At 62.5% G+C, this 24,931-nt stretch carries 17 protein-coding genes, 2 tRNA genes and 1 pseudogene; 17 read left to right on the top strand and 3 right to left on the bottom strand.

Annotated elements, in window-relative coordinates:
- The first annotated feature begins 170 nt into the window (after nucleotides 1–170).
- The 9 genes and pseudogenes from F599_RS0105975 to phnD all read left to right on the top strand — a co-directional run bounded on the left by F599_RS0105975 (nucleotide 171) and on the right by phnD (nucleotide 13,998).
- Nucleotides 171–1,712 carry a phosphodiester glycosidase family protein gene (locus F599_RS0105975; protein ID WP_026327852.1) on the top strand — a complete coding sequence of 514 codons (1,542 nt, stop codon included), beginning with the start codon at nucleotides 171–173 and terminating at the stop codon, nucleotides 1,710–1,712.
- Between the two features lie 142 nt (nucleotides 1,713–1,854).
- Entirely contained in the window at nucleotides 1,855–3,990 is a 2,136-nt protein-coding gene (locus tag F599_RS0105970; RefSeq protein WP_019542614.1) for a SpoIVB peptidase S55 domain-containing protein, read from the top strand.
- Nucleotides 3,991–4,215: 225 nt separating this feature from the next.
- Nucleotides 4,216–5,481 (top strand): UDP-N-acetylglucosamine 1-carboxyvinyltransferase, encoded by a 1,266-nt coding sequence (gene murA, locus F599_RS0105965; protein WP_019542613.1) that lies wholly within the window; start codon nucleotides 4,216–4,218, stop codon nucleotides 5,479–5,481.
- Nucleotides 5,482–5,693: 212 nt separating this feature from the next.
- Nucleotides 5,694–6,797 (top strand): NADH:flavin oxidoreductase, encoded by a 1,104-nt coding sequence (locus tag F599_RS0105960; protein WP_019542612.1) that lies wholly within the window; start codon nucleotides 5,694–5,696, stop codon nucleotides 6,795–6,797.
- A gap of 325 nt (nucleotides 6,798–7,122) precedes the next feature.
- Entirely contained in the window at nucleotides 7,123–8,808 is a 1,686-nt protein-coding gene (locus F599_RS0105955; protein WP_019542611.1) for a carbon starvation CstA family protein, read from the top strand.
- A gap of 87 nt (nucleotides 8,809–8,895) precedes the next feature.
- A tRNA-Ser gene (locus F599_RS0105950) sits at nucleotides 8,896–8,984 on the top strand.
- Between the two features lie 233 nt (nucleotides 8,985–9,217).
- Nucleotides 9,218–10,564: an N-acetylmuramoyl-L-alanine amidase gene (locus F599_RS0105945; RefSeq protein ID WP_019542610.1), complete on the top strand. Its 1,347-nt coding sequence runs from the start codon at nucleotides 9,218–9,220 to the stop codon at nucleotides 10,562–10,564.
- Between the two features lie 1,172 nt (nucleotides 10,565–11,736).
- Nucleotides 11,737–11,841 (top strand): annotated as a pseudogene (locus tag F599_RS16310) (SEC-C metal-binding domain-containing protein); the annotation flags it as partial.
- Between the two features lie 216 nt (nucleotides 11,842–12,057).
- On the top strand, nucleotides 12,058–13,998 hold the full coding sequence (gene phnD / locus F599_RS0105935) for a phosphate/phosphite/phosphonate ABC transporter substrate-binding protein (RefSeq protein ID WP_019542608.1): 1,941 nt from the start codon (nucleotides 12,058–12,060) through the stop codon (nucleotides 13,996–13,998).
- Nucleotides 13,999–14,308: 310 nt separating this feature from the next.
- Here the strand turns inward: phnD and F599_RS0105930 are convergent.
- Nucleotides 14,309–14,386 (bottom strand) — tRNA-Arg (locus F599_RS0105930).
- Nucleotides 14,387–14,555: 169 nt separating this feature from the next.
- On the opposite strand from F599_RS0105930, the gene F599_RS0105925 reads away from it, so the two are divergent.
- From F599_RS0105925 to F599_RS0105910, 4 genes are all read left to right on the top strand, one after another.
- The gene (locus F599_RS0105925) at nucleotides 14,556–15,185 is read left to right on the top strand and encodes a TetR/AcrR family transcriptional regulator (protein WP_026327851.1); all 630 of its coding nucleotides are present in this window, start codon (nucleotides 14,556–14,558) and stop codon (nucleotides 15,183–15,185) included.
- Between the two features lie 23 nt (nucleotides 15,186–15,208).
- Complete coding sequence (nirJ1, locus tag F599_RS0105920; protein ID WP_019542606.1) at nucleotides 15,209–16,384, top strand: putative heme d1 biosynthesis radical SAM protein NirJ1; 1,176 nt, start codon at nucleotides 15,209–15,211, stop codon at nucleotides 16,382–16,384.
- Entirely contained in the window at nucleotides 16,381–17,379 is a 999-nt protein-coding gene (gene nirJ2, locus F599_RS0105915; protein ID WP_019542605.1) for a putative heme d1 biosynthesis radical SAM protein NirJ2, read from the top strand. The genes nirJ1 and nirJ2 overlap by 4 nt, the downstream gene beginning before the upstream one ends.
- 106 nt (nucleotides 17,380–17,485) lie before the next feature.
- Nucleotides 17,486–17,890, top strand: coding sequence for a hypothetical protein (locus tag F599_RS0105910; RefSeq protein ID WP_019542604.1), 405 nt, complete (start codon nucleotides 17,486–17,488; stop codon nucleotides 17,888–17,890).
- A 76-nt stretch (nucleotides 17,891–17,966) separates the two neighbouring features.
- Here the strand turns inward: F599_RS0105910 and F599_RS13720 are convergent, their stop codons facing one another.
- Together F599_RS13720 and F599_RS0105895 are read right to left on the bottom strand one after the other, a co-directional pair.
- A complete protein-coding gene (locus F599_RS13720) occupies nucleotides 17,967–18,860 on the bottom strand; it encodes a PRC-barrel domain-containing protein (RefSeq protein ID WP_019542603.1) in 894 nt (297 codons plus the stop codon).
- A 42-nt stretch (nucleotides 18,861–18,902) separates the two neighbouring features.
- Nucleotides 18,903–20,441 carry a tetratricopeptide repeat protein gene (locus F599_RS0105895; protein ID WP_026327850.1) on the bottom strand — a complete coding sequence of 513 codons (1,539 nt, stop codon included), beginning with the start codon at nucleotides 20,439–20,441 and terminating at the stop codon, nucleotides 18,903–18,905.
- 463 nt (nucleotides 20,442–20,904) lie between these two features.
- Here F599_RS0105895 and F599_RS0105885 point away from each other — a divergent pair, with 463 nt between their 5' ends.
- From F599_RS0105885 to F599_RS0105870, 4 genes are all read left to right on the top strand, one after another.
- The gene (locus F599_RS0105885) at nucleotides 20,905–22,077 is read left to right on the top strand and encodes an ABC transporter substrate-binding protein (RefSeq protein WP_019542601.1); all 1,173 of its coding nucleotides are present in this window, start codon (nucleotides 20,905–20,907) and stop codon (nucleotides 22,075–22,077) included.
- Between the two features lie 232 nt (nucleotides 22,078–22,309).
- A complete protein-coding gene (locus F599_RS0105880) occupies nucleotides 22,310–23,197 on the top strand; it encodes a branched-chain amino acid ABC transporter permease (RefSeq protein ID WP_019542600.1) in 888 nt (295 codons plus the stop codon).
- 12 nt (nucleotides 23,198–23,209) lie between these two features.
- Nucleotides 23,210–24,166 carry a branched-chain amino acid ABC transporter permease gene (locus F599_RS0105875; RefSeq protein WP_019542599.1) on the top strand — a complete coding sequence of 319 codons (957 nt, stop codon included), beginning with the start codon at nucleotides 23,210–23,212 and terminating at the stop codon, nucleotides 24,164–24,166.
- A complete protein-coding gene (locus tag F599_RS0105870; RefSeq protein ID WP_019542598.1) occupies nucleotides 24,159–24,929 on the top strand; it encodes an ABC transporter ATP-binding protein in 771 nt (256 codons plus the stop codon). The genes F599_RS0105875 and F599_RS0105870 overlap by 8 nt, the downstream gene beginning before the upstream one ends.
- The last annotated feature ends 2 nt before the right edge of the window (nucleotides 24,930–24,931 follow it).

Genomic DNA, 24,931 nt, shown 5'->3' with positions numbered 1-24,931 from the left:
GCGCAGATAGCCCTCGGAGTCTCGCGCGCCGTCTCTTCTTGGCAGGGGTGCGTGCCGCATGCCCGCTGCTTGCGAGGCCGGGGATGGAACTGATTTTTCGGGAGCATGGGATCATCCAGCGCTTCCTTGGTAGAGAGCATTCTGGTTTGCTTTGGGAGGCAGACGTATTGATGGTTTTTTTCTGGAGACGATTGCGGTATTTCATTTTGACGCTTGTGCTGCTCGCAGCCTTGCAAGGGGCGGCGCTCGCGGCGCCGCAGCTCAGCGGCGTGCGTTTCCATTCGGAGGCGGCGCGCGACCGCGTGGTGCTGGACCTCTCGGAGGCGTCCGACTATGAGCTCGATAAAGCAGCGGACGGCAAGCGCGTGACCGTCGTGCTCAAGGGCGTCCGGGCGGGCCGCAGCCTCAAGCAGCCGATGGTCACGGGCAAGCGCGTGAAAGGTGTGCGCTGGTCGGCCTCGGACAGCGAGGTGCGCGTCGTAGTATCGTTGGCAACTGCTTGCAAGGCAAGCATAGGCCAGCTCAAGAATCCGCCGCGTCTCTTCCTCGACCTCACGGATCCCGTCGCAGCAGGTACCGCACGGAAGCCGGCGGCGGGCAAGGCGGCCGGTGAGGCTGCTGCGGCGGAGAAGACGGCGGCTGCGGCGAAAGCTGCGGCTGCGACGAAAGCTGCCGCGGCTGCCAAGGCTGCCGCCGCGGCACTCGGTCTCCCCGAGGGAACGGAGGCCGTCCAGCTCGCGGCTGGTCTCATGCGCTTTGACTATCATGTCTGGCAGGACGATGGCTGGGTCACGGCGTATTTCCTCGATGTCGATCCCGCGGTCTACCGTCTCAAGGTCGCGCTGGGGGGCGGCAAGATTCCGGGGCTTGCGACAACGAGCGCTATCTCTGACAGTGTGAATGCCGTCGCGGCCATCAACGCCTCCTTTTTCAACTGGAACGGCGACCTCATCGGCGTGACGAAGACGAACGGCGAGGTGGTCGGGACGACGTATATTCCGCGCAGCGCGATGGGCATCCTGCCGAATGGCCAAGCGTATTTCGGCACGGTGACGTACAACGGCTCCGTGACGATCGGCGGCGTCACGCAGTATGTGGGCGGCGTCGACGTGGAGCGCGGCACGGACAGCCTCGTCATCTACAACCGCTACTACGGGCCGCGTACGCGGACGAACGAATACGGACGGGAACTCACAGTGGTGAATGGCCGCGTGACCGCCATCGCTGCAGGGAACTCCGCCATTCCCGCAGATGGCTGCGTTATCTCGTTGCACGGCGCGGCGGCGGATATTTATTCCCAGGTGCAGGTGGGGGATGCCGTCACAATCGATGAGACGCTCGGCGCGCCTTGGGACAGGGCGACAGAGGTCGTGAGCGTAGGGCCGTGCCTCTTGAAGGACGGCGTCATCCATGTGACGACGGCGGCGGAGCAGCTCGGGGAGATCGACCGCCATCGCGAGCCGCGTAGCGCGATTGCGACGACGACGCGCGGCACGTATCTGCTCGCCGTCGTGGATGGCAGGCAGCAGTCCTCTCATGGCTGCACACTCACGGAGTGGGCGCAGCTACTGAAGGCATTCGGAGCGAAGGATGCGCTCAACCTTGACGGTGGCGGTTCGTCGGAACTCGTCGCTGGCGGCCGGGTACTGAACTCCCCCTCCGATGGGCGTGAGCGCGGTGTCGGCTCAGCCATCGTCGTGCTTCACAAGTGAGCTTTGCGGGCGGTGCCTGCTGCCATCTGTGGCGGGGCTGCTGACGGAAAAATAAATCTGCCGCAGGCGGCGGAGTATGCTATAATGAACAAGACTTGAGGACGGTTGCATCTCGGCTGTCCTCGGCGATGGGATAGGCCGGATGCGGTTCGCCGCATCCGGTTTTCATGAAGGGCATCTCGCGTACGAGAAGTGCCCGCAATCGGATGGGGTGAATTTTTTGCATAAGTATATGAAGAAGGCGGCGGCCGCGGTGGCCGCGCTCCTCTGCGGAAGCCTGGAGATTACGGCGCTCGCGATGCCTGCGACGTGGCGGACGGCGGAGATCACGCCTGGCATGTCGGGGACGGCGTATACGGTCGTCGACGCCACGCGGGAGATTCGCGATTTCCACGTGGACATCATCGGCACGCTGGATAACGGCAAGGGATCGACGCCGATGATCATGGCGAAGGCGTCGGGGCCTGTCGCAGAGCAGGCGGGCGGCATCCTGCAGGGCATGAGCGGCAGTCCCGTCTATGTGGATGGCAAGCTCGTCGGCGCTGTGGCGGCAGGACTCAAGGAAATGACGCCCTACACGTTTTTCATCACGCCCATCGAGGAGATGCTGCCGCTCTGGTCGATGCCGGATGTGAAGAACAAGACGCGCCTGCATACCTTCGACCTCAAGAAATACGCAGCGGACAAGGCGAAGCGACAGGCTGAGGAAGAGAAGAAGCAGAAGGAGAAACAGGGCAAGGCGGCCGCGGAGAAGGAAGACGCGCAGGATGAGCGCGAGGAGGCTGCTGAGGAGACGGCGGAGTCGGAGCGCGTGCATAACGAGGAGGCATTCGAGGATGTCATCGCAGCGGCGCTCGCGTCGTTGCCGGCATCGCATACCGCGATTGCTGCCGACGCCGTCGCGCAGAATGCCGCGCAGCTAAAGGGCAGGGCCACGCAGCCGGCACGCGTGCCGAAAGGGCAGATCTTCGCGGCGGGGTTCGATGCCGCGGGTATGAAGTTCCTCAGCAAGAGCCTCGGGCTCGGTGCAACGCAGCTCACGGCGGTCGGCGGTGCCTCGAATGCCGGCACGGACTATGACGCGAGCCTCGCGCCCGGGAGCGCGGTCGGCGTCGCCGTCGTCTGCGGTGATTTCACGGTCGGCGCGACGGGCACGGTGACAGCCGTGGATGGCAACAAGGTCCTCGCGTTCGGCCATCCGTTCCTGCACAAGGGGAACGTGAACTATTTCATGACGGATGCGACGGTCGTCGGCACGATCGCGGGGCAGAGCAATGGCATGAAGATCGCCAATGTCGGCAATATCATCGGCCGTATCAACCAAGATCGCGAGACGGGGGTAGCCGGACGCCTCGGCGAGTTCCCGTCCGTCGTTCCTGTGAAGATCCATGTCAAGGATGCCTCGCTCGGGCGTGAGGATACTTACGGCGCGCGCATCGCCTACGATGAGGACTACCTCGCGCAGCTTTCCGCGGGGCTTGCCTACGCGGCGATGAGCAAGACGAGCGACTCGCTCGGCGAGAGCACGGCGCAGCTCTCGTTCACGGTGCGGACGAACGCGGCAGCGGACGGGAAGCTCGTGCGCAAGAACATGTTCTACAATACGACGGATGTCGGCCAGGTCGCTGTGGGCGAGCTCTTGCAGGCCATGGGCATCATCTGCGCGGATGCGGACAAGGAGGCGGACATCGTCGATGTGCAGGTCGATGTCGATGTCGAGGCGGGCCGCAAGACGGCGACCATCGTCTCGGCCATCCCTGATAAGACGACGGCGCGGCCAGGCGAGACCGTCCAGATCAAGACGACGATCAAGCCGTACCGCAAGGACAAGGAGACGCTGCTCATCCCCTATACGGTGCCGGAAAACCAGCCGGATGGCACGTTGAACCTCGATGTGCGCGGCGGCGGCATGGTCCCCGTGACGCCGCTCATGCTGCTCCAGCAGACGACGGGAGTCGCCGTCCAGTCCGAGGCGGACAAGGCGCAAACGACAGCAGACAAGCTCAAGGCGCTCGCGGAGACTGGCAGGAACAACGAGATTATCATCGCACCTGGTGCAGCTGCGCAGCCGCTCACGGAAAAGGAGCAGAAAAAGGTTCTGCGCGAGGCAGCTGCAGCAGCAAAGCGTGCTGCTGCAGCCGCGAAGTCGGCACCGCGCAAGGTGGATTTCCTCCACAAGGCGGCGAAGGCAGAAGGCCAGACGAAGTTCGAGACAAACTATATCATCGACAACGTCGCCCACGTGACACTCAAGGTCGACCATACGGCAAAGGCCTGACCATTGGCGGCGACGCGTCCTCCTGTGCCTGCAATCGCTCATTTCGAGCGTGCCGACCCTGCTGATGACTGCGTATAATGGCAGCCGCTGCCAGGAGACGGGCCGCAACCGTCGCTGTGCGGGAAATCCGCAGCGCTTCTGACGCGTGCCCTCTTGCCATACGGAGGGGTTGATGATAATATAAGGAAAGATTGCTTCGATTTTCTAGGGGGAACGACTGCTTAAATGGAAAAGTTGATTATACACGGCGGACGGCGGCTCGAGGGACACGTCAAGATCAGCGGCGCGAAGAACGCCGTCCTGCCCATCATCGCGGCGACCTTGCTCGGCCAGGATACGCCGAGCCTGCTCGATGAGGTGCCGGCGCTCGAGGACGTGACGACGATCACGGAGGTACTCAGGAAGCTCGGCGTTCAGGCGGAGTTCGACGCCGAGCGCCATCAGCTCCATGTCGATGCCTCAACCATCGGCAGTTGCGAGGCACCGTATGACCTCGTGCGGAAGATGCGCGCATCGTTCCTCATCATGGGGCCGCTGCTTGCTCGCTGCGGCAAGGCAAAGATTTCGCTGCCGGGCGGCTGCGCCATCGGCACGCGTCCCATCGACCTGCATCTCAAGGGCTTCGAGATGCTCGGCGCGCACATCGAAATCGGCCACGGCTTCATCGAGGCGACGGCGCCGGAGGGGCTCAAGGGGACGAAGATTTATCTCGATTTCCCGAGCGTTGGTGCGACGGAGAACATCATCATGGCCGCCTCGATGGCCGAGGGACAGACCATCCTCGAGAATCCGGCGCAGGAACCGGAAATCGTCGATCTCGCGAACTACCTCAACGTCATGGGCGCGAAGATCCGCGGCGCGGGCACGAACGTCATCAAGATCGACGGTGCGAAGAAACTTGTCGGCCGCGACTACACTATCATTCCCGACCGCATCGAGGCGGGGACGTACATGGTCGCGGCGGCGATGACGCGGGGGGATATCTACGTCGAGAACGCCATCAGCGAGCATCTCAAGCCAGTCATCGCCAAGCTCAAGGAAGCGGGCGTTGAGATCGAGGAAGATGTGAGCGGTATCCGTGTGCGCTGCACGCAGAAGACGAAGGCTGTCGACATCAAGACGATGCCGTACCCGGGTTTCCCGACGGACATGCAGGCACAGTTCATGGCGATGCTCGCCGTCTCTGAGGGAACGGGCTTCGTGACGGAGACGGTCTTTGAAAACCGCTTCATGCACGTCGATGAACTCAAGCGCATGGGTGCGAACATCCGTATCGACGGGCGCACCTCTGTCGTCGAGGGCGTCGAGAAGCTCACGGGTTGCCAGGTCAAGGCGACCGACCTGCGCGCGGGCGCGGCCATGGTGCTCGCGGGGCTCGTCGCGGAGGGCGAGACACAGGTCGGCTATATCCACCATATCGACCGCGGCTACGACAACCTCGTCGGCAAACTCGTCGGTCTCGGCGCTGCCATCGAGCGTGTGGACCGCTGAGGAAAAGCCTTGCCCGCATTGCGCGGGGAAGGCTTTTCCTATGTAAATCCCCAGGAACGCAAGCCGCAGGCGCAGCGCGATTGGTTGGATTTACTGTAAGGGCGATGCACAATGTCCACGAAGTGGAGGTTTGTGCATGTAGCTTTGTGTAGCATCCGATTGCAAGGCGGGCGCGCATGCCTGCGCAGCGGGTCAAAGAGGAGAGAAAGTCTATGAGCATCATTGAAACCCCAGTACAGCTGAAGCACCTGACGCTGAAAAACCGCGTCGTCCGCTCGGCCGTCCACAGCTTCCTCGCGGATGAGGATGGCAGGATGACAGAGGCGGAGTACGCGATGTACGCCGAGCTTGCACAGGGGGGTATCGGCACCATCATCACGGGGCACTGCTGCGTCGATCCGCGCGGGCGCGCGAATGCCACGCAGGTGAATATTTATGACGATTCTTATGCGGCGCAGTTCCGGCGCGCAGCGAAAATCGCCCATGCAGCGGGCGCCGTGCTCATTCCGCAGATTTCCCACGCGGGGCCGCGCGCCATCGGCTATGATGACCTTGCGGATGTCGTCGCGCGTCCGCTCAAGAAAGGGCGCGAGGCCCGCGCGCTCACGCATGAGGAGATCAAGGAGATAGAGCATAGCTTCATCGCGGCCGCTGTGCGGCTCAAGACTGCTGGCTGCGACGGCGTCCAGCTCCATGCCGCGCACTCCTACCTGCTCTCTCGCTTCCTCGATCCGACGTTCAACCAGCGCACGGATGACTACGGCGGCAGCCAGGAGAACCGCTTCCGCATCGTGCGCGAGATCATCGAGGGCATCCAGGCGGCCTGCGGCGCCGCGTTCCCCATCCTCGTCAAGATCAACCTCGATACGAAGCACGAGGATCACACAGGCTACCACGCGGCGATGCTCTACATGCTGCGGGAGTTCCAGCGCCTCGGCGTCGAGCTCGTTGAGCTCTCGGGCGTCGATTTCATCAACCAGCCGCGGGACGCGACGCTCTACTATCTCGAGGAGGGCGCGCGGCTCAAGGCAGCGGTGCCGGGGCAGGCGATGAGCCTCGTCGGCGGCGTGCGCTCGCTTGCGGACATGGAGCGCGTGCTCGCCGCGGGCTTTGAGCTCGTCTCGCTCGGCCGCGCGCTCATCGCCGAGCCGGATTTCCTCCGCAAAGAGCTCGCTGGCGGCGCGCCCTCGATCTGTGTTTCCTGCTGCCGCTGCTTCGTGCTGCCGGAGATGCATCCTGGCTACCGCTGCGTCTGGCAGTGGAAAGAGGCGCGTGCAAAGGCGCGCGCGCAGAAAGCGGCGGCGCAAGACGCGTAAAGGTGCGGATGTTTCCCGCACGGCATACCGCATTGACAAAGATCATTCCCCTGATGCTGCACCAGAGTGTACGTCATCAGGGGATTTTTATATTATGTAAAAATACAGATAGTATGTCGCATTTTGACGCGTTCATAGCGCGTTTAGGGGGGGGATTTCCTTTACAGAAGCGGCGCGGATTGAAATCAGCGAAAAAATATGATTTACATGTTGACACATATATAGGGCAGGGATATAATATCAGGTACACAATATCCACGGAGTAGGAACACCTCCTGGAGATTGCGTGTGATTGCACTCATAGATATGGAAGGAAGGATATATCATGTCAGGCTTGATGCTGATCGGTATCGCGCTCGTGTGGTTCGCGGGGGCATACCTGCTTTACGGGCGCTGGCTCGCGCGGACCTGGGGGATTGATCCGCACGCGAAGACGCCGGCGGTCCGCAAGAATGACGGCGAGGACTACGCGCCCGCGTCGCGGTTCACGGTGTTCGCGCACCAGTTCTCGTCCATTACGGGCGCGGGTCCTGTGACGGGCCCGATTATCGCGGCGATGTTTGGCTGGGCGCCGGCGCTGCTCTGGATCCTCATCGGCGGCGCGTTCTTCGGCTGCGTACAGGATTTCACGGCGCTCTACGCCTCGGTCAAGAGCGAGGGCAAGTCGATGGGCATGCTCATCGAGCAGTACGTCGGTGAGACGGGCCGCCGCCTGTTCCTGCTTTTCTGCTGGCTCTTTACGCTGCTCGTCATCGCAGCGTTCGCCGACATCATCGCCAAGACGTTCAACGGCTTCGCCGCGGGCGGCACGCTCAACACGCCGGGCGCGCAGGCCGCGACGATCTCGATGCTCTACATCGTCGTTGCGATGGCGTTCGGCGTCTTCATCAGCAAGGTGAAGCCCTCCGGCGCACTGAAGTTCCTCGTGGCGGTTGTGCTTGTCGCAGGCATGTTCGCCGTCGGCATGCAGTTCCCGCTCTACTTCGATGTGACGACGTGGCGCTACATCGTCTTCGGCTATTGCTTCATCGCGGCGGTCCTGCCGATGTGGCTGCTCATGGAGCCGCGCGACTACCTCAGCTCGTTCCTGCTCCTCGGCATGGTGGCCGGCGGCGTCATCGGCGTGCTCGCGGCGAATCCGTCCGTCAACATGCCGGCGTTCGTCGGCTTCGAGGTGAACGGCAAGCCGCTCTTCCCGATCCTCTTCATCACGATTGCCTGCGGCGCGGTCTCCGGCTTCCACAGCCTCGTCTCGTCCGGCACGTCCTCCAAGGCCATCGCGAACGAGCGCGACATGCTGCCCGTCGGCTACGGCGCGATGCTCTGCGAGTGCCTGCTCGGCGTCGTCGCGCTCGTCATCGCCTGCGCGGCTGCGCAGAACGGCGTCATGGCGAAGGGTACGCCGTTCCAGATCTTCGCGGGCGGCATCAGCACCTTTTTCACGCAGATCTTCGGTTTTCCGGCGGGCTTCTCCGCCTGCTTCATCACGATGTGCGTCTCGGCGCTCGGCATGACGACGATCGACTCCGTCGCGCGCATCGGCCGCATGTCCCTGCAGGAAATGCTCAAGCCCTCGGCAGGGGAGCAGACGAGCGCCGCGACGCGCTTCCTCATGGACAAATACGTCTCGACCATCCTCACGCTCGTACTCGCCTACGGGCTCTGCCTCGCTGGCTATATGAACATCTGGCCGCTCTTCGGCGCGGCGAACCAGCTGCTCTCCGCGCTCGTGCTCATCGCGCTTGCCGTGTTCCTCAAAGTCACGGGGCGTAAGGGCTGGATGCTCTACGTGCCGATGGTCTTCATGTTCTGCGTCACGATGACGGCGCTCGTCATGAGCGTCTATGGCATTGTCGCGAAGCTCATGGCCGGCAACTTCGTCATCGGCGTCGACGGTCTCCAGCTCGTCCTCGCGCTCGCGCTCATGACGCTCGCTGTCCTCGTCGTCAAGCACTGCGGCAGGGAGCTCGTGACCGGCAAGGCCGAGGGTGTCCCTGCGACAGAAGAGTGAGATATACCGCCTTTGTGGCCATATAGAAAAAACTTTACATGTATGTCTCGCCGTGTTATAATATAACTCGTTCTGGTACGAGAACACGGAGAGGTGTCCGAGTGGTCGAAGGTGCTTGACTCGAAATCAAGTGTGGTGAATAGCCACCGTGGGTTCGAATCCCACCCTCTCTGCCATGGAAATCGATCCCCTGCAGGTAGCTGCGGGGGATTTTTTATGTCATTACCTGTCCCTGGGCATGCGGACTGCGGCGGTGGTCTGCACGCCACGCCACTTGATTTTTCTGCTTGAAACGGCGATAATATCAAGGAAGCGCTGATTAAATGAGGTGCTCCGGATTATGGTTCGCAGCCTGCCATGCGTGGCAGCTTGCGGCGGTATGCTTTCTACTCTATGGGGAGGTTTTCGGATGAGAAAGGTGTGCCTGTTGCTCTTGGCGTTGCTCGTACTGCTCGGGCTGCCCTTTTCGGCGGAGGCGTCGCCGTTCGGCGAGCGCGTGGAGGGGCTGACTGAGATCACGGGCGTGCGCGTGAGCAACTCGCAGGACAAGACGCGCATCGTCGTCGATGCCAAGGCGCCTGTCACGTACCGGACGATGGTACTCAAGGATCCGGGCCGCGTCGTTGTCGATATCAAGGGCGCCTGGCTCTCCCCGCAGGTGAAGCGGGAGCTTTCCGTGAGCAGCTCGTTCGTGTCGCGGGCGCGCGTGGCGCAGTTTGATCCGAGGACGGTGCGCGTGGTCGTGGAGACGACGGTCGGCAAGGACAATTACAAGATATTCCCGCTCACGGGCGGCCCGGTTCCTGGGCGCGTGGTGCTCGATTTCGGCCGCGTGGGGCCGGACAGTTCAGGCGCGACGATCGCGCTGCCGGATGTCAAGACGACGAAGCCTGTCGCGCCGCAGACGAAACCGACGAAGCCGCAGACGCCGCAGACGAAGCCGCAGACGCCGCAGACGAAGCCGCAGACGCCGCAGACGAAGCCTGTCGAGACAAAGCCCGCCGAGACGAAGCCTGTCGAGACAAAGCCCGCCGAGACGAAGCCGGTCGAGACGAAACCGGAGGAGCCGCAGACGCCGCAGGACGCAGAGCAGGCGGCGCAGGAAACGGCTGCCGATACGCCGGGCGAGCAGCCAGCGACGGAAAGCAGCACGGATGCCGGCATTGCCGCCATCACGGGACTTGCCGGACATTCTATCACGATCGACGCGGGACACGGCGGCAACGACTCCGGCGCCATCGGTCCGACGGGTGTGACGGAGAAGAGCGTGACGCTGCGCGTGGCGCTCGCATTGCAGAAGCTCCTCACGTCGGAGGGTGCGACCGTCTACATGACGCGCACGACGGATACGGAGGTCTCTCCCAAAGGCGCAGCCGCCTCGGATATCGAGGAATTGCAGGCGCGCTGTGACGTGGCGAACCGGCACAATTCCGATATCTTCATTTCCATTCACATGGATTCCTTTACGAATGGCGCGGCCAAGGGGACGACGGGCTATTACTATGCCCTCGGCTCGAAGAAGTCGCGAGACCTCGCTGACAAGGTGCGCGCGGGTGTCATCGATCAGATCGGCACGCCGAGCCGCGGTACGCAGAGCTGTAATTTCTATGTCGTGAAGCATACGGATATGCCGGCGACGCTCGTCGAGGTGGCGTTCATCTCCAATCCGACGGAGGAGAAGCTCATGAACAGCGAGGATGGCGTGCAGAAGGCGGCACAGGGCATCGCGGACGGCATCGCGGATTTCTTCGGCTGAGAGGCACGAGTCGCCCGCTGTGTGCGGGCGTGACCACTAGGAAAGAAAGGATGTATGCAGCAGATATGGCAAAGGAAAAGCAGGAGAGCCTGGTTGACGGCGACCTGGAGCAGATGGCGCAAGCGAATATGGAGGAACGGCACAAGCGCCTTTACCGCAGGAAGTTGCCGAAGCAGCGCACGCTCAAAGAGACGCTTGCGGAGATGACGAAGGCGGAGCTCGACGACGTCCGCTATAACCTCGGCCTCAAGGGCGCGAGCTCGCTCAAGAAGGCGGCGCTCGTCGAGAGCCTGGCAGAGGAGGTCCCTCGCTTTGCCGAGCGCTGGCTGACGACCGTGCTCGACGAGGAGTACGGTCTCTTCCAGCATCTGCTGGAGAGAGGCGGCTGCTCGGCGGAGCTGCGCGATGACGATCTGCGGCTCGACTATCTGCGCGGCATCGGGATGATTTCCTGCGGCGTGGGAGAGGACGGCAAGCTCGCCTGGTTCCTGCCCGAGGAGATCGAGCAGAAGCTGCGCGCCATGGACGCTGGCACTTACCGCAGCATGGCGGAGCTCAACACAGAGACGGCGCGCCTGGCGTCTGGCCTGCTCTTCTACTATGGTTACCTGAACTACGACCAGCTGCACACGATGACGCTCGCCTATCTCGAGCCCGCGCAGCGGGAGGAGCTGCCCTTCCTCGATTTCGTCGGCGTGATGCTCAACGCCTCGTGCTGGCAGGATACGCTCATTGCGCTGCCGCACGGCATGAAATACTACACGTTGCTCGATGAAGAACATCTGATCGATGAGCAGATGAAGCGCAGCAGCATCGACTATGCCAAGCTCAGCTACAGCCAGGTCTATGACGCGGGCGCGCCGGACTACATCGAGGCGACGCCTGAATATAAGGCGCTCGCGCAGTACATGATGCAGAAGGGCGGCCTCGATGTGCTGAAAGCGGCGGACGTCGTCGGCGAGATCTACATCATGTTGCAGAACGGCGAGCGGATCGACATGGTGCGCGAATTCCTCACCGAGCTTGGCTACCTCGAAGGGGCTGCGCTCAAAGACGCGCTGCTGCTCGTGGGTGCTTACAACAACGCGACGCGGCTCTGGGCGCTCAAGGGGCATACGCCGGACAGCCTCGTGCGGCCACAGCCGGCCGGTCAGGGCAAGCTCGTTTCCTTCGCGGAGGCGCAGGCGCACAAGGCGAAGGTCGGACGCAACGATCCGTGCCCCTGCGGCAGCGGCAAGAAATACAAGAACTGCTGCCTGCGCAAGGACGAAGACTGAAGCAGCACGCGGTGCCTGAGGGCGTCGCGTTTTTCTTTGCGCGCCGCAGTGGTTCCTATAAGCCATAACATCACAGCAATTCGCAGAGGAAAAGCAGGAATCTGCCGTTTTACCGCGAATAAAGGAAGAAGATAAGGGGTGCTGAGTGCATCGGCAGATCACAAAAGGAGCGGGAGAGCGAAAAGTGGGAGAGGGATTTCTTGTGAGGTGGATGAAATGAAAGAGAAGATTATCGGATGTTCCACGGCAGGCGCTGCCATTGGCGCGGGGGTCGGCGCCGCGCTGTCTGGCAGCATCGGTGTGCCAGGGAGCGCCGTCAGTGCCGCTGTGCTCGCGGGAGTGCTCGCGGCGGCCGCCGCTACCGCATGCCTGGGACGCCGCGAGGAGACGCTGCCTGCGGCGTCATCCGTGGCCGAGGCGCCGGTGAGGGCGGAAGCGCAAAAAGTGCTGCCCGCAGCGCGCACGCAGCCATCGGACGTCGATTTCCTCAGCATCGCGGAGGAAATGGCATTTGCTTCCCAGCAGCTCATCTGGGGCATCGACCAGTATCGCGCGGTCATCGCGCAGGTCGAGAAGCTCGCGGCCGGCATCAGCGAGGAGAGCGAGACGAACGCAAGCAATCTCGAGGAAGCATCCGCCGGTGTGGAGGAGATCGCGGCCTCGGCGAGCAAAGTCTCCGACGTTGCGACCTCGAGCCTCGCGGAATGCAAGAGCTCGACGGAGATCGCGGGCCGCTGCCAGCAGGTCATCGCGCAGGTCAGCCAGGACATCCAGACGGTCGCGTCCTCCGTGCAGCAGGGCGTCGAGGAGATTGACGAACTCAACGCGGCCTCGGAGAAAATCAAGGCGTTCGTCGGCAAGATCCGCGGTATCGCCGCGCAGACGAATCTGCTTGCACTCAACGCCTCCATCGAAGCGGCGCGTGCTGGCGAGCACGGGCGCGGCTTCGCCGTCGTCGCGGGTGAGGTCGGCAAGCTCGCAAGCGAGAGTGACGAGACGACGCAGGAGATCGAGGAGATCGTCCAGGAGATCACGGCGAAGACGGCGGCCGTCACGGAGAGGATGCGTGCAGGCAGCGAGCAGCTCGGCGCTGTCGAGGGGCAGGCGCACGATTCCGCCGCCGCGATGCAGGGGCTCTCGCGTAACGTCAGCCATCTTGAGCAGATCGTGGATGAGCTCACGCAGATGTCGGACAGCCAGCGCGAGACGACAGATCAGATGGCGCGCGTCGTCGAACATGTCGGTCAGGCGACCGTTTCCATCGCGGGCAATACGCAGGAGGCGACGTCGAGCATCCAGGGGCAGCGCCGGAACCTCGAGGAAATCCACGGCTATGCGAAGTCTCTGCTGCATGTGGCGGACGAGGTGCAGCGCGCGGCTATGAAGTTCAAACAGCCGGATGAGATCGTCTTCGCGGTCAATCCGTTCACGGCGCCGGAGACCATCAAGAAAACTTACGTCCCCATCCTCAAGGACGTCGCCGCGCGCGCGGGGAAGAAGGCGCGCACGATCATCGTCGCGGACTACGAGGCGCTCGGCGAGGCGCTTAAAAATGGCCTCGCGGATGTCGGCTGGTTCTCGCCGTTCGCCTATGTTTCTGCGGCGGAGAAGGCGAAGCTCCAGCCGCTCGTGACGCCGGAGGTCAACCATCAGACGAGCTACACAGGCTACATCGTCACGAAAAAGGGCAGCGGCCTCGCCGCGCTCGACGATCTCGCGGGCAAGAAGTTCGGCTTTGTCGACGAGAAGTCCGCGTCCGGCTACGTCTACCCGAAGGCCGCGCTCGTCGAGGCGGGCAAGGATCCGGCGCATTTCTTCGGTTCGACGGTCTTTCTCGGCAGTCACAACAATGTCATCAAGGCCGTTGAGGAGGGTGCTGTCGACGGCGGCGCAACCTACTCGACGGCGTTCGCCGCGGCGCACGCGGACGCGCAGCTCGACATCATCTTCCGCACGCCGCCGATCCCGACGGATGTCATCGCGGCGGCGCCGGGGGTGGACCCCGCATTGGTCCGCCGCCTGCGCGAGGAGTTCGAGCGCACGAAGGACACGGATGCGGCCTGCGCAGGTGCCATGCGCGAGGCGAAGATCAATGGCTTCGTGGAGACGAAAGATGCGGCCTACGATGTCGTTCGCAAGGCGGCAGCCGTGAAATAAAGGAAGCGCCGAATGAATCAGTGATTCTTAACGACCTCGGAGACGGCGCACGGTGTCCGTGACAAGGATGACGTGCGCTGCTTTGTCTGTCGCATTTCTCGCGATGCGGATGTGCGGTCTGGGAATCGTATGAGCAAAGCGCGAAAAGGGGAGCCATCGGTGTGGATGGCTCCCCTTTTCGCGTGCTTCGCGGCACTGGCATTTGCGCGGGGAATGCAAGCAGCAAAGCGGACGGCGTCCTTGTACAAAGCAGAACGTGGCGATACAGGCAAACAAAAAAACGCCTGCCGAGGCAGGCGCTAGTTGCAAATGGTGACCCAGGAGGGATTCGAACCCCCGACCCTTTGATTCGTAGTCAAATACTCTAATCCAGCTGAGCTACTGGGCCGTGATGCTTTCGCAATCAACATAAAATAGTATAATGCCGTGTACGCCTTTTGTCAATGGTGATTTTGTGTTTTCAATAAAATTTTTTGTCAAGACTAGAAAAAGCCGGCGGAAGGGGGTAAAATAATGAACATGGTTCAGGAATGAAAAACGAGAAAGAGGAATTTACGATGGAAGAGAAGAAACTCGGACGCCGGGAGCGCAAGAAGATTGCCTCGAGGCAGGCAATCCTCACGGCGGCCAAGCAGGAGTTCGTGCGGCAGGGCTACAAGGACGCGTCGATTGCCGATATCATGGAGCGCGCGGATCTCGGCGTCGGCACGTTCTACAATTATTTTTCCTCGAAGGAGGAGATCCTCATGAGCCTGCTTGTCGGCCTCATGGGCGAGGTGACGTCGTTCCTCGATGAGATGAAGGCAGCGGGCAAGCCGGCGCTCGTGCGCCTCACGGAGGGCTGCCAGGAGACGGCGCGTCTCCTCGATGAGAACAGGTTCGTGCTCGCGCTCTTCTTCGCGGGCAGTCATGCGGCCCTCGTGCACGGCAAGGCCCAAGGCAGCGGGAAGCACGGGCAGGAGAGCTGCTTGCCGTACAGCCATGGGCCGGGGTTCCGAGAGCTCTTCCTCGCCATCATCGAGGAGGGGCAGGCATCGGGAGAGCTGCGCGCCGATGTGCCGGCACCGCTCATCGCGGAGATGCTGCACGCGGCGTTCCAGTCGGCGGCGTTCAGCCATCTCGGGCTCTCGTTCCGCGAGAATTTCGAGGGGAAGCTGCAGCTGCTTTTGGGCGGCATCCGCGCGTGATGGAAAGGGAGTAGGTAGAGCTTATGATCAGTGTGACGAAGTTGCTGTTCGCGCGGGAGTATTTCGGCGACAGTCTGCGCTATACGAAGAGCGCGCACAGCATGAAGAGCGGCGCCGCGGAGGGCGTCGGCCCGGTCGTCGTCTGGAATTCGACGAAGACGTGCAACCTCAAGTGCATGCATTGCTATATGAAGTCCGACGCGCGGAAGTATCAGGACGAGCTTTCGACGGCGGAGGCGAAGAAGTTCATCGACGATCTCGCGGCGTTCCATGTGCCCGTGCTGCTCTTTTCCGGCGGCGAGCCGCTCATCCGGCCCGATTTCTTCGAGCTTGCGGCGTATGCGGCGGCGGCGGGCGTGCGGCCGACGCTTTCGACGAACGGGACGCTCATCACGCGCGAGGTCGCGCGGCGCATCAAGGAGATCGGCGTCGGCTATGTCGGCATCTCGCTCGACGGCCTGCGCGATGTGAACGATACGTTTCGCGGCGTCGCGGGCGCGTATGAAAAGGCGATGCAGGGCATCGAGAACTGCGTGGCGGTCGGCCAGCGCGTCGGCCTGCGCTTCACCATCAACCACCACAACATCCAGGAGCTCGACCGCATCTTCGATTTCATCGAGGCGGAGCAGATCAATCGCGTCTGCTTCTACCATCTCGTTTACAGCGGCCGCGGCGAGGCGATGGTCGACCAGGATGTGAGCCCCGAGGACTCGCGTCGCGCGATGGACACGATCATCCGCCGCACGAAGGACTTCGAGGCGCGCGGTCTCGAGAAGGAGATCCTCACGGTGGACAACCACTGCGACGGCATTTACATGTACCTCAAGGCGCTCGCGGACGGCGAGACGGAGACGGCGGCGCAGATTAAGAAATACCTCGCGATGAACGGCGGCAACCGCTCGGGCATCGCGTTCGGCGAGGTGGATCCGCAGGGCTATGTGCATCCCGACCAGTTCACGCAGCACCACACGTTCGGTAACGTGCGCGAGCGCGCGTTCGGCGATATCTGGCAGGATACGACGAACCCCATCATGGCGGGACTCAAGGACCGGAAGCCGCTGCTTACGGGACGCTGCGCGAAATGCAAATGGCTCTCGGCCTGCAACGGCAATTTCCGCACGCGGGCGGAGGCCGTCACGGGAGACTTCTGGGCTTCGGATCCGGCCTGCTATCTGACAGATGAGGAGATCGGCTTATGAACATCATATCGTGGAATGTGACGAACGCCTGCAACATGTACTGCGCGCACTGCTACCGCGACGCGGGCTGCAAGGCGGAGGAAGAGCTCTCGACGGCGGAGGCGAAGAAGCTCCTGACGGAGATCGCGCGCGCTGGCTTCAAGATCATGATTTTCTCAGGCGGTGAGCCGCTCATGCGGCCGGACATCCTGGAGCTGGTGTCGTATGCCTCGTCGCTCGGCCTTTTCCCCGTGTTCGGCACGAACGGCACGCTCATCACGCGCGAGATGGCGGAAAAGCTCAAGGCCGCGGGCGCGCGCGCGATGGGCATCTCGCTCGACTCGCTCGACGCGGCGAAGCACGACAAGTTCCGCAGCTTCCCGGGCGGCTGGCAGGGCGCGGTCGATGGCATGAAGAACTGCGCGGCGGTCGGCCTGCCGTTCCAGATCCACACGACGGTCATGGACTGGAACGAGGGCGAGCTCGAGGCAATGACGGACTTCGCCGTGGAGATCGGCGCGAAGGCGCATCATTTTTTCTTCCTCGTGCCGACGGGGCGCGCTGCGACCATCGAGGAGGAGAGCCTGCGCGCCGAGCAGTACGAGGACGTCCTGACGCGCATCATGAAGAAGCAGCAGGAGGTCCCCATCGAGCTCAAGCCGACCTGTGCGCCGCAGTTCCTGCGCATCGCCGATCAGCTCGGGCTGAAGTCGCGCTTCCACCGCGGCTGTCTCGCGGGCCTCAGCTACTGCATCATCAGCCCGCGCGGCAAGGTGCAGCCCTGCGCCTACCTCAAGATGGAGCTCGGCGACGTGCGAGAGACGCCGTTCGATGAGATCTGGGCGAAAAGCCCCGTCCTCGAGCGCCTGCGCACGCTCGATTACAGCGGCGGCTGCGGCAGCTGCGGCTACAAGGGCGTCTGTGGCGGCTGCCGCGCGCGCGCCGCGTGCTACCACGGCGGCGACTACATGGCGGAGGAGCCCTGGTGCCTCTACCACGGCCGACGCGGCGAGTGACGCGGCGATAGCAAGAAAGTAACAGGCAGAGGAGCGGGTGAGCCTTGCTCCTCTGCCTGTTTTGGCATAAAATAAAAGGAAAGTGAAGTGATGAGGGGGGCCATCTATGGATCGGAAAGAACTGCAGCGGCAGGCGGTGCAGGGCGTGGAGAAAGCGCTCCGCCGTCAGCCGACGAACTGGCGCCACAATCTCGCGCCGTACATCCTCCTGATGGAGCGCACGAGCAAGACGCTCGAGGAGCTCACGGTGCGGGAGGCGCGGGAGGCGTTTCCCGCGAGCGAGGACGCGGACGACCAGGCGAAGAATGAGAGCGCCTGGCAGAGGAAAGGCGACCTCGACAAGACGCTCCACCACATCGGCCTCGGCGCCTTCTTCCGCATGTATCGCGTCAACGACGCGCTCAACGAGTACGCGCGCCTCTACCGCTCCATCCACGCGATTCTGCGCCCTCGGAACTTCGTCGAGCGCGTGCGCACGCAGGCGATGCGGTCACTGAACCTGCGGCCCTGAAAGATAGAGAATACGAGAAGGCAGTCATCGAAATCCGTTTCGATGACTGCCTTCTTTTTGTCTTTATTGTTGCGATTTACTGGACGTTCATGGAAAGCTCGATGAACTTGTTCGCGAGCTTGGCCTTCTGCAGAACTTCCTCCGTGATGTCCTGGCCTTCCTCGACAATGACGATGCCGTTGTCCATCTTGATGGTGCGCGTCGCTTTCTTGCCAAGCAGGAAGCGGCGATGGCGCTCCTCGGTGGCCTTGTCGGCGGCCGCCTGTTTCGGGTCAGCTTTCGGTGCTGGTTTCGGTGCGGGCGCGGCGGGCTTTTCCGGAGTCTTGGGGGCTGCGGGAGCCGGTGCGGGTTTGGCTGCCGGTTTTTCCGCTGCGGCCTTTGGCAGATCAGGTTTCACCTCTGCCTTGGGGGCTGCGGGTTCTTTGGCGGGAGCTTCCGGTGCAGGTGCCTCTTTGGCTGGTGCCGCTGCCGCAGGAGCAGGTGCGGCTACCGGCTCATTTTTTTTTTCGCTGCTCGGGTCGATGACGGTGACCTGCTTGCCGAAGATGGAAATCTGGTCTGCAGTCACATCGCTCGTCGTGCCGTCGGGGGCCGTGATCTCGCATTTCTCGATCTTGCCGTCGTCGCCGATGTAGAGCTCAGAGATCTTGCCCTGGATGGAGCCGGATTTCGTGATGGCCTTCGTGCCGATGATGCGGATGTTGTCGTCGAGCAGCTGTTCGTAGTCGCCGGCATCGTCGAGTGTGAGGATATTCTCGCTGTTCGTGACGGTCACGGCGTCGTCGCCGATAGCGATGACGGATTCGTAGGGGATGAGCTTGACGCCGCGGTACCAGTCTTCATCCTCGATGGTGATGGCTGCCACGGTGCCGTTCTTCGCGTCGATGAGGAGCGTCTTGCTCATGCCGAGTTCGCGGCCCTCGGTGATGCTGATGATGGGAAGGCCGAGGATTTCTACACTTTTCTTCATTCGTATTCCTCCAATGGTGGTTCTGGCAGGGGCACGGGGCCGTCAGCTGCCGTGATGCTGCGCCTGCGCTGCCTGGTAGGCAGTCTCGATTTCCGCACGGTAGGTCTGCGGGATGCTGCCGAAAGGCGTCGTGAGCGCTTGATGCTTTTCTAAAATATGATAAACGATGCGCAGGTAGCGGATGTTCTTGCGGAATTCCTCTGCCATGGCTTCGTTCTCTGCGATGATGGGGAGCCGGAGGCCCCGTCGGTAGACCTCGATGCAGTCGGCGTAGCGCGCCTGCTGCTTGCAAAGGTTGCCGAGGTCGATGAAGAGATAGGGAACATAGGGATCGCCGGAGTATCTCTTGAGCGCCTCGCGGTACGCGGCGAGCGCGCGCGGGATGTCGCCGCGCTGCTGCGCGGCGTAGGCGTAGTCGAGGAAGGCGTCAAGCGTTGTGAGCGCGACGATGTCTTTGGCCCAGGGCGCCTCCGGCGCCTGGTCCTCTGTCAGACGTTTCTCCGGCGCGTGTTTTTCCGATGCCTGTGCCGCTGTCTCTGGCGGCCGCTTCTCTGGCGTGTGTCCTTCCGGCATCTGTGCCGCTGGCGCATGGCGCGCGGAAGCGTGTTCCTCTGTCCCGGGGGGTGGCGGCGGTGCCGCATCCTGCGGAGGACGGCTGTCCTCCTTGATGAAGGTTGCAGGCGCGATGGGGACAGGCGGAGCCTCCGCCTGTGGTGCCTGACGTGCCGTGTCTGCCGTGGACGCAGCCTCTTCCTGTGGTGGCTCTGCCGCGGACAGTGCCGTTTCCTGCGGCGGCTGCGCTGCGGCGTCTGTCGCGGGCAGTGCCGTTTCCTGTGGCGGCTGCGCTGCGGCGTCTGTCGTGGGCAGTGCCGTTTCCTGTGGCGGCTGCGCTGCGGCGTCTGTCGTGGGCAGTGCCGTTTCCTGTGGCGGCTGCGCTGCGGCGTCTGTCGCGGGCAGTGCCTTTTCCTGTGGTGGCTGCGCTGCGGCGTCTGTCGCGGGCAGTGCCTCTTCCTGTGGCGTTTGCGCTGCGGTAGTGTCTGCGCGTGCGTCCGCTGGGGCGGGGCCCGGAGCGGGTGCTGGCGGTGCCGTAGCCGCCACGGGGGGCGCAGCCTGCGGCGGTGCCGGTGCGTCCAGTGCAGGCGCTGCGTTGTCGCTTTCCTTGTTTGCGGCAGCCGCTGGCCGTGCGGGAGGCGTCGGTATGTCCGGCCGCGCTTCGCCTGCCTGTTCTTCTGCCTGCCGCGCGGCCTCTGGCATCTGTTCCGGCGTCTGCTCCGGCGGCGTTGTGGAGGCAGGTGTTTCCGCAGCGGCCTGCTCGGCCGCTGCCAGATCCTTTTTCACGAGGCGCGCGTTGTACGCCGTCACGAGCAGCGCAGCGATGAGGACGAGGCCGCCGAGCTTCCAATAGTAGTCGCGCGTGAGAAAGGGCGCGAGGATGGGGAGCACCACAGCGATGCCGCAGGCGAGGAGCCCCGCGAGGGCGAGCGCCCTGCCCTTGACGAGGAAGCCGCAGGCGTTCGCGAGCCGACTGGCGAGAAAGAGCCCGAGCGCCATGATGCCAGCTGTCATGAGAAGATACGCCATGCGATCGCTCCTTTCCGATATGATGACGGCGGAAGCCGCTTCCCTTGCGCAGGTGATGCTCGACGCTGCGCGGCTCGATACGCTACTTTCTAATTTTCGACGCCGAAGAGGATTTTCCTTCCTGGGGGGATGTTTTTTATGAGGAAATCTCGTTCATGTTGGTGGCAGCGGCGGCGAGGAGACGGCGGTGGAGGGCGCCTGTGCAGAACAGGTGTGTATGGCGGAGCTTTTGGGGAACGGCGCATGGGCGCGGAAAAAGCGGCATCTGCTATCTTTCGGCGTTGGCGGATGTGGCGATGTCCTTTTTTACTGGACAAATATATCGTATATTCGTGTATTCCTACAGTTTTTCTCTTGACGCATGTAAATGCGTAACTTATAATGGGTTCATCAAGTTCATCGGCGGCTGGGAAACGGAAAGAGCTGCCGGGGACTCTCGTCAGAGAGGAAAGGAAGGGTTCTTATGAATTTCAGCAGGAAGCATCTGAGACTGGCAGCCGGCCTGCTCGGCGCGCTGTTCGTGGGCGGCGTACTCGCGGGCTGCGGTAATGAGGCGAAGAGCGACGAGATCAAGATTGGCGCGAACTTCGAGATGACGGGCAATGTCGCGAACTACGGCGCGGCGACGCTCGACGGTCTGAAGCTCGCGATCAAGGAAGTCAATGACGCGGGCGGCGTCAATGGCAAGAAGATCACGATCGTCGATGCCGACAACAAGTCGGAGGCGTCGGAGGCCGTCAACGCGGCGACGAAGCTCATCTCGGACGACAAGGTCAAGGTCATCGTCGGCCCGGCGGTCACGGCGAATGTCATCGCTGAGTCGCAGGTAGCGACGGACAACAAGGTGCCGGTCATCGCGCCGGATGCGACGAGTCCGGACGTCACGGTGGAGAGCGGCCAGGTGAAGCCGTACATCTTCCGCAGCTGCTTCATAGATCCGCAGCAGGGCTCCGTCATGGCGAAGTTCGCCGCAGAGAACCTCAAGGCCAAGACGGCAGTTATTTATGTAGATAACAGCACGGATTACTCCAAGAGCCTCGGCAAGGTGTTCAAGGAGAAGTTCGAGGCCGCGGGCGGCAAGGTGCTCGACCAGCAGGCCTTCGTCGCGAAGGATACGGATTTCAAGGCGACGCTGACGACGCTCAAGGCGGCGAACGCGGATGTCATCTTCGTTCCGGCCTACTATGAGGAGGTCGGCAAGATCGTGAAGCAGGCGCGCGAGCTCGGCATCACCTGCCCGATCCTCGGCACGGACGGCTGGGATGATCCAAAGGTCGCGGACATCGCCGGTGCGGATGCGCTGAACAACACGTATTTCAGCACGCATTACTCTGACAAAGATGAGTCCGTGAAGGGCTTCGTCGATGCGTTCACGAAGGAATACGGCCATGCGCCGAACGTCTTCGCGGCCCTCGGCTACGATGCGGGCAAGATGCTCGTCGACGCGATCAAGCGCGCTGGCAGCGATGATCCTGAGGCCATCCGCAAGGCGCTCGAGGAGACGAAGGACCTGAAGGTCGGTACGGGTACCATCACGATGGACAAGAACCACAACCCGATCAAGCAGGCGGTCATCCTGGAGAACAAGGGCGGCGACCGCGTCATGGTTGCTAAGATCATGCCGGACGCTGACTGAGTAGGAAAATCACTTCCGAGGGGGCTTTGGCCCCCTTTCTTTATGTAAGGAAGCGCTGAATGAAACAGCACTTCCGTAAGGAACTGCGCCGCAGCCGTGATTCCGCAGGAGCCTGCGGTTGCGGCCAATGGTTTTGCAGGCTCGATTTCCAGGAACGCGGGACGGAGTGTCTCCATCCCGCGGCGAGGCAATCCAGGCGCACCGCCTGGGCGCCTCTACGGGAGGTATCTTTATGGAACTATTGCAGCAGGTCATGCAGCAGCTTGTCAACGGCATCTCGCTGGGGAGCATCTATGCATTGATTGCGCTGGGCTATACGATGATCTACGGCATCATCAAGCTCATCAACTTCGCCCACGGCGATATCTATATGGTGGGCGCCTACATCGGCTTCTTCGCCATCACGCAGGCGCATCTCTCCATCGTGCCGTCGTTGCTCATCTCGCTCGTCGTGACGGGCTTCCTCGGCATGGTCGTCGAGCGGCTCGCCTATAAGCCTCTGCGTCATGCGCCGCGCATCTCGGTGCTCATCACGGCCATCGGCGTGTCGTTCTTCCTCGAGTACACGACGATGTATTTCGTCTCGCCGACGCCGCGCACGTTCCCGGCGATGTTCGGCGATGTCGCGGTGAACATCGCGGGCATCGTCATCAACGGCCAGCAGATGCTGATCCTCGGCATCACGGCGGTCCTCATGGTCGTGCTCACCTACATCGTGCAGAAGACGAAGACGGGCAAGGCGATGCGCGCGGCGTCGTTCGATACGGAGACGGCGCAGCTCATGGGCATCGACTCCGACCGCATCATCTCGCTCACGTTCGGTATCGGCTCGGCGCTCGCGGCGGTCGCGGGTGTGCTCGTCGGCGTCTACTATAACTCCATCGACCCGCTCATGGGCATCATGCCGGGCATGAAGGCGTTTGTCGCGGCTGTACTCGGCGGCATCGGCATCCTGCCGGGCGCTGTCGTCGGCGGGCTCATCCTCGGCATCGTCGAGGCGCTCGTCTCGGGGTTCATCTCATCGACATTCCGCGACGCGGCCGCATTCGCCATCCTCATCCTCGTGCTGCTCGTGCGGCCGGCGGGCATCTTCGGCAAGGATACGAAGGAAAAGGTCTAAGGAGGTCATCGTATGAAATACCTGAGAAAGAATGACCTCATCATGCTGGGCCTGGGCCTGGTCATCTTTGCGGTCCTTCAGACGCTCATCACGGAGCGCATCATGAGCTCGTTCTGGCAGCTCAATTCCATCATCATCGGCATCAACGTCATCATGGCGGTGAGCCTCAACCTCATCAACGGCTACACGGGGCAGTTCTCCCTCGGCCATGCGGGCTTCATGGCGGTCGGCGCGTATGTCGGCGTCGTGCTCACGACGTTCTTCCACCTGCCGTTCGCCGTCGCGCTGCTCGCAGGCGGCGCGGCCGCGGGCTTCCTCGGCTTCCTCGTCGGCATCCCGACGCTGCGCCTGCGCGGCGACTACCTCGCAATCGCGACGCTCGGCATGTCGGAGATCATCCGCATCTCTATCATGAACATCGACTACGTCGGCGGCGCGGCTGGCTTCAAGGGCATCCCGCACCACACGACGTTCGCCTGGGTGTTCTTCATCATGCTGTTTTCGCTCTTTTTCATCAAGAATTTCGTCAACTCGACGGACGGGCGCGCCTGCCTCGCGATCCGCGAGAACGAGGTCGCGGCGGAGTCGATGGGCGTCAATACGACGAAGTACAAGGTCATGGCGTTCACCATCGGCGCGGCGTTCGCGGGCGTCGCGGGCGGCCTGTTCGCGCACAGCTTCTACCTCATCAGCCCGAACTCCTTCACGTTCATGCAGTCGTTCAACTACCTCATCATGGTCGTGCTCGGCGGCCTCGGCTCGATTACGGGCTCCATCGCAGGTGCGTTCGTCGTGACGTTCATCTCGGCGGCGCTCGCGTCGTGGCCGGAGTTCCGCATGATCATCTACGCGCTCGCGCTGATCCTCCTGATGTTCTACCGTCCGCAGGGACTCTTTGGCTACATGGAGATCACGGACTACGGGCCGTTCCGCAAGCTGCTGAAGAAAGGGGGCCGCAAGCATGAGTGATGCACTGCTCAAGGCGGAGAATGTGTCTGAGGTCTTCGGCGGCCTCAAGGCTGTCTCGGATTTCAATTTCTATATCAATCCCGGCGAGCTCGTCGGCCTCATCGGGCCGAATGGTGCGGGCAAGACGACGGCGTTCAACCTCTTCACGGGCGTCTATCAGCCGACGACGGGGCAGATCACGTTCGCTGGCGATTCCATCGTCGGGCTCAAGCCGTACCAGATCACGCAGCGCGGCATCGCGCGCACGTTCCAGAACATCCGCCTCTTCTCCGAGCTCTCCGTGCTCGACAACGTGAAGATCGCGTTCCACAGTCATGTGAAGTACGGCATGCTCGAGGCCGTGCTGCGCATGGGCCGCTATTTCAGCGAGGAGGAGCGCGTGGAGGAGGAGAGCCGCCGGCTGCTCCGGATCTTCCATCTCGACGGGCAGGAGAATGAGAAGGCGAAGAACCTCCCGTACGGCGCGCAGCGCCGCCTCGAGATCGCGCGCGCGCTCGCGACGAAGCCGAAGCTCCTGCTGCTCGACGAGCCTGCGGCGGGCATGAACCCGCAGGAGACGAAGGAGCTCATGGACATGATCCGCTGGATCCGCAAGGAGTTCGGCCTGACCATCCTGCTCATCGAGCACGACATGAGCCTCGTCATGGGCATCTGCGAGCGCATCTATGTGCTCGAGTACGGCAGCACCATCGCGGAGGGCACGCCGGAGGAAATCAAGAAGAACCCGGAGGTCATCCGCGCGTATCTCGGCGGGGAAGGATGAAC

It is taken from the genome of Selenomonas bovis DSM 23594 (genome assembly GCF_000381005.1).
In the GTDB taxonomy this organism is placed as follows: domain Bacteria; phylum Bacillota; class Negativicutes; order Selenomonadales; family Selenomonadaceae; genus Selenomonas_C; species Selenomonas_C bovis.
The sequence above is the reverse complement of the archived record's forward strand: the minus strand, read 5'-3'. Positions and strand labels throughout refer to the sequence as shown.

What these genes read in the sequence shown, in the direction of transcription:
- F599_RS0105975 (WP_026327852.1), top strand. Translation starts at nt 171, where the DNA reads ATGGTTTTTTTCTGGAGACGATTGCGGTATTTCATTTTGACGCTTGTG.
- F599_RS0105970 (WP_019542614.1), top strand. Translation starts at nt 1,855, where the DNA reads ATGCGGTTCGCCGCATCCGGTTTTCATGAAGGGCATCTCGCGTACGAG.
- murA (WP_019542613.1), top strand. Translation starts at nt 4,216, where the DNA reads ATGGAAAAGTTGATTATACACGGCGGACGGCGGCTCGAGGGACACGTC.
- F599_RS0105960 (WP_019542612.1), top strand. Translation starts at nt 5,694, where the DNA reads ATGAGCATCATTGAAACCCCAGTACAGCTGAAGCACCTGACGCTGAAA.
- F599_RS0105955 (WP_019542611.1), top strand. Translation starts at nt 7,123, where the DNA reads ATGTCAGGCTTGATGCTGATCGGTATCGCGCTCGTGTGGTTCGCGGGG.
- F599_RS0105945 (WP_019542610.1), top strand. Translation starts at nt 9,218, where the DNA reads ATGAGAAAGGTGTGCCTGTTGCTCTTGGCGTTGCTCGTACTGCTCGGG.
- phnD (WP_019542608.1), top strand. Translation starts at nt 12,058, where the DNA reads ATGAAAGAGAAGATTATCGGATGTTCCACGGCAGGCGCTGCCATTGGC.
- F599_RS0105925 (WP_026327851.1), top strand. Translation starts at nt 14,556, where the DNA reads ATGGAAGAGAAGAAACTCGGACGCCGGGAGCGCAAGAAGATTGCCTCG.
- nirJ1 (WP_019542606.1), top strand. Translation starts at nt 15,209, where the DNA reads ATGATCAGTGTGACGAAGTTGCTGTTCGCGCGGGAGTATTTCGGCGAC.
- nirJ2 (WP_019542605.1), top strand. Translation starts at nt 16,381, where the DNA reads ATGAACATCATATCGTGGAATGTGACGAACGCCTGCAACATGTACTGC.
- F599_RS0105910 (WP_019542604.1), top strand. Translation starts at nt 17,486, where the DNA reads ATGGATCGGAAAGAACTGCAGCGGCAGGCGGTGCAGGGCGTGGAGAAA.
- F599_RS13720 (WP_019542603.1), bottom strand. Translation starts at nt 18,860, where the DNA reads ATGAAGAAAAGTGTAGAAATCCTCGGCCTTCCCATCATCAGCATCACC.
- F599_RS0105895 (WP_026327850.1), bottom strand. Translation starts at nt 20,441, where the DNA reads ATGGCGTATCTTCTCATGACAGCTGGCATCATGGCGCTCGGGCTCTTT.
- F599_RS0105885 (WP_019542601.1), top strand. Translation starts at nt 20,905, where the DNA reads ATGAATTTCAGCAGGAAGCATCTGAGACTGGCAGCCGGCCTGCTCGGC.
- F599_RS0105880 (WP_019542600.1), top strand. Translation starts at nt 22,310, where the DNA reads ATGGAACTATTGCAGCAGGTCATGCAGCAGCTTGTCAACGGCATCTCG.
- F599_RS0105875 (WP_019542599.1), top strand. Translation starts at nt 23,210, where the DNA reads ATGAAATACCTGAGAAAGAATGACCTCATCATGCTGGGCCTGGGCCTG.
- F599_RS0105870 (WP_019542598.1), top strand. Translation starts at nt 24,159, where the DNA reads ATGAGTGATGCACTGCTCAAGGCGGAGAATGTGTCTGAGGTCTTCGGC.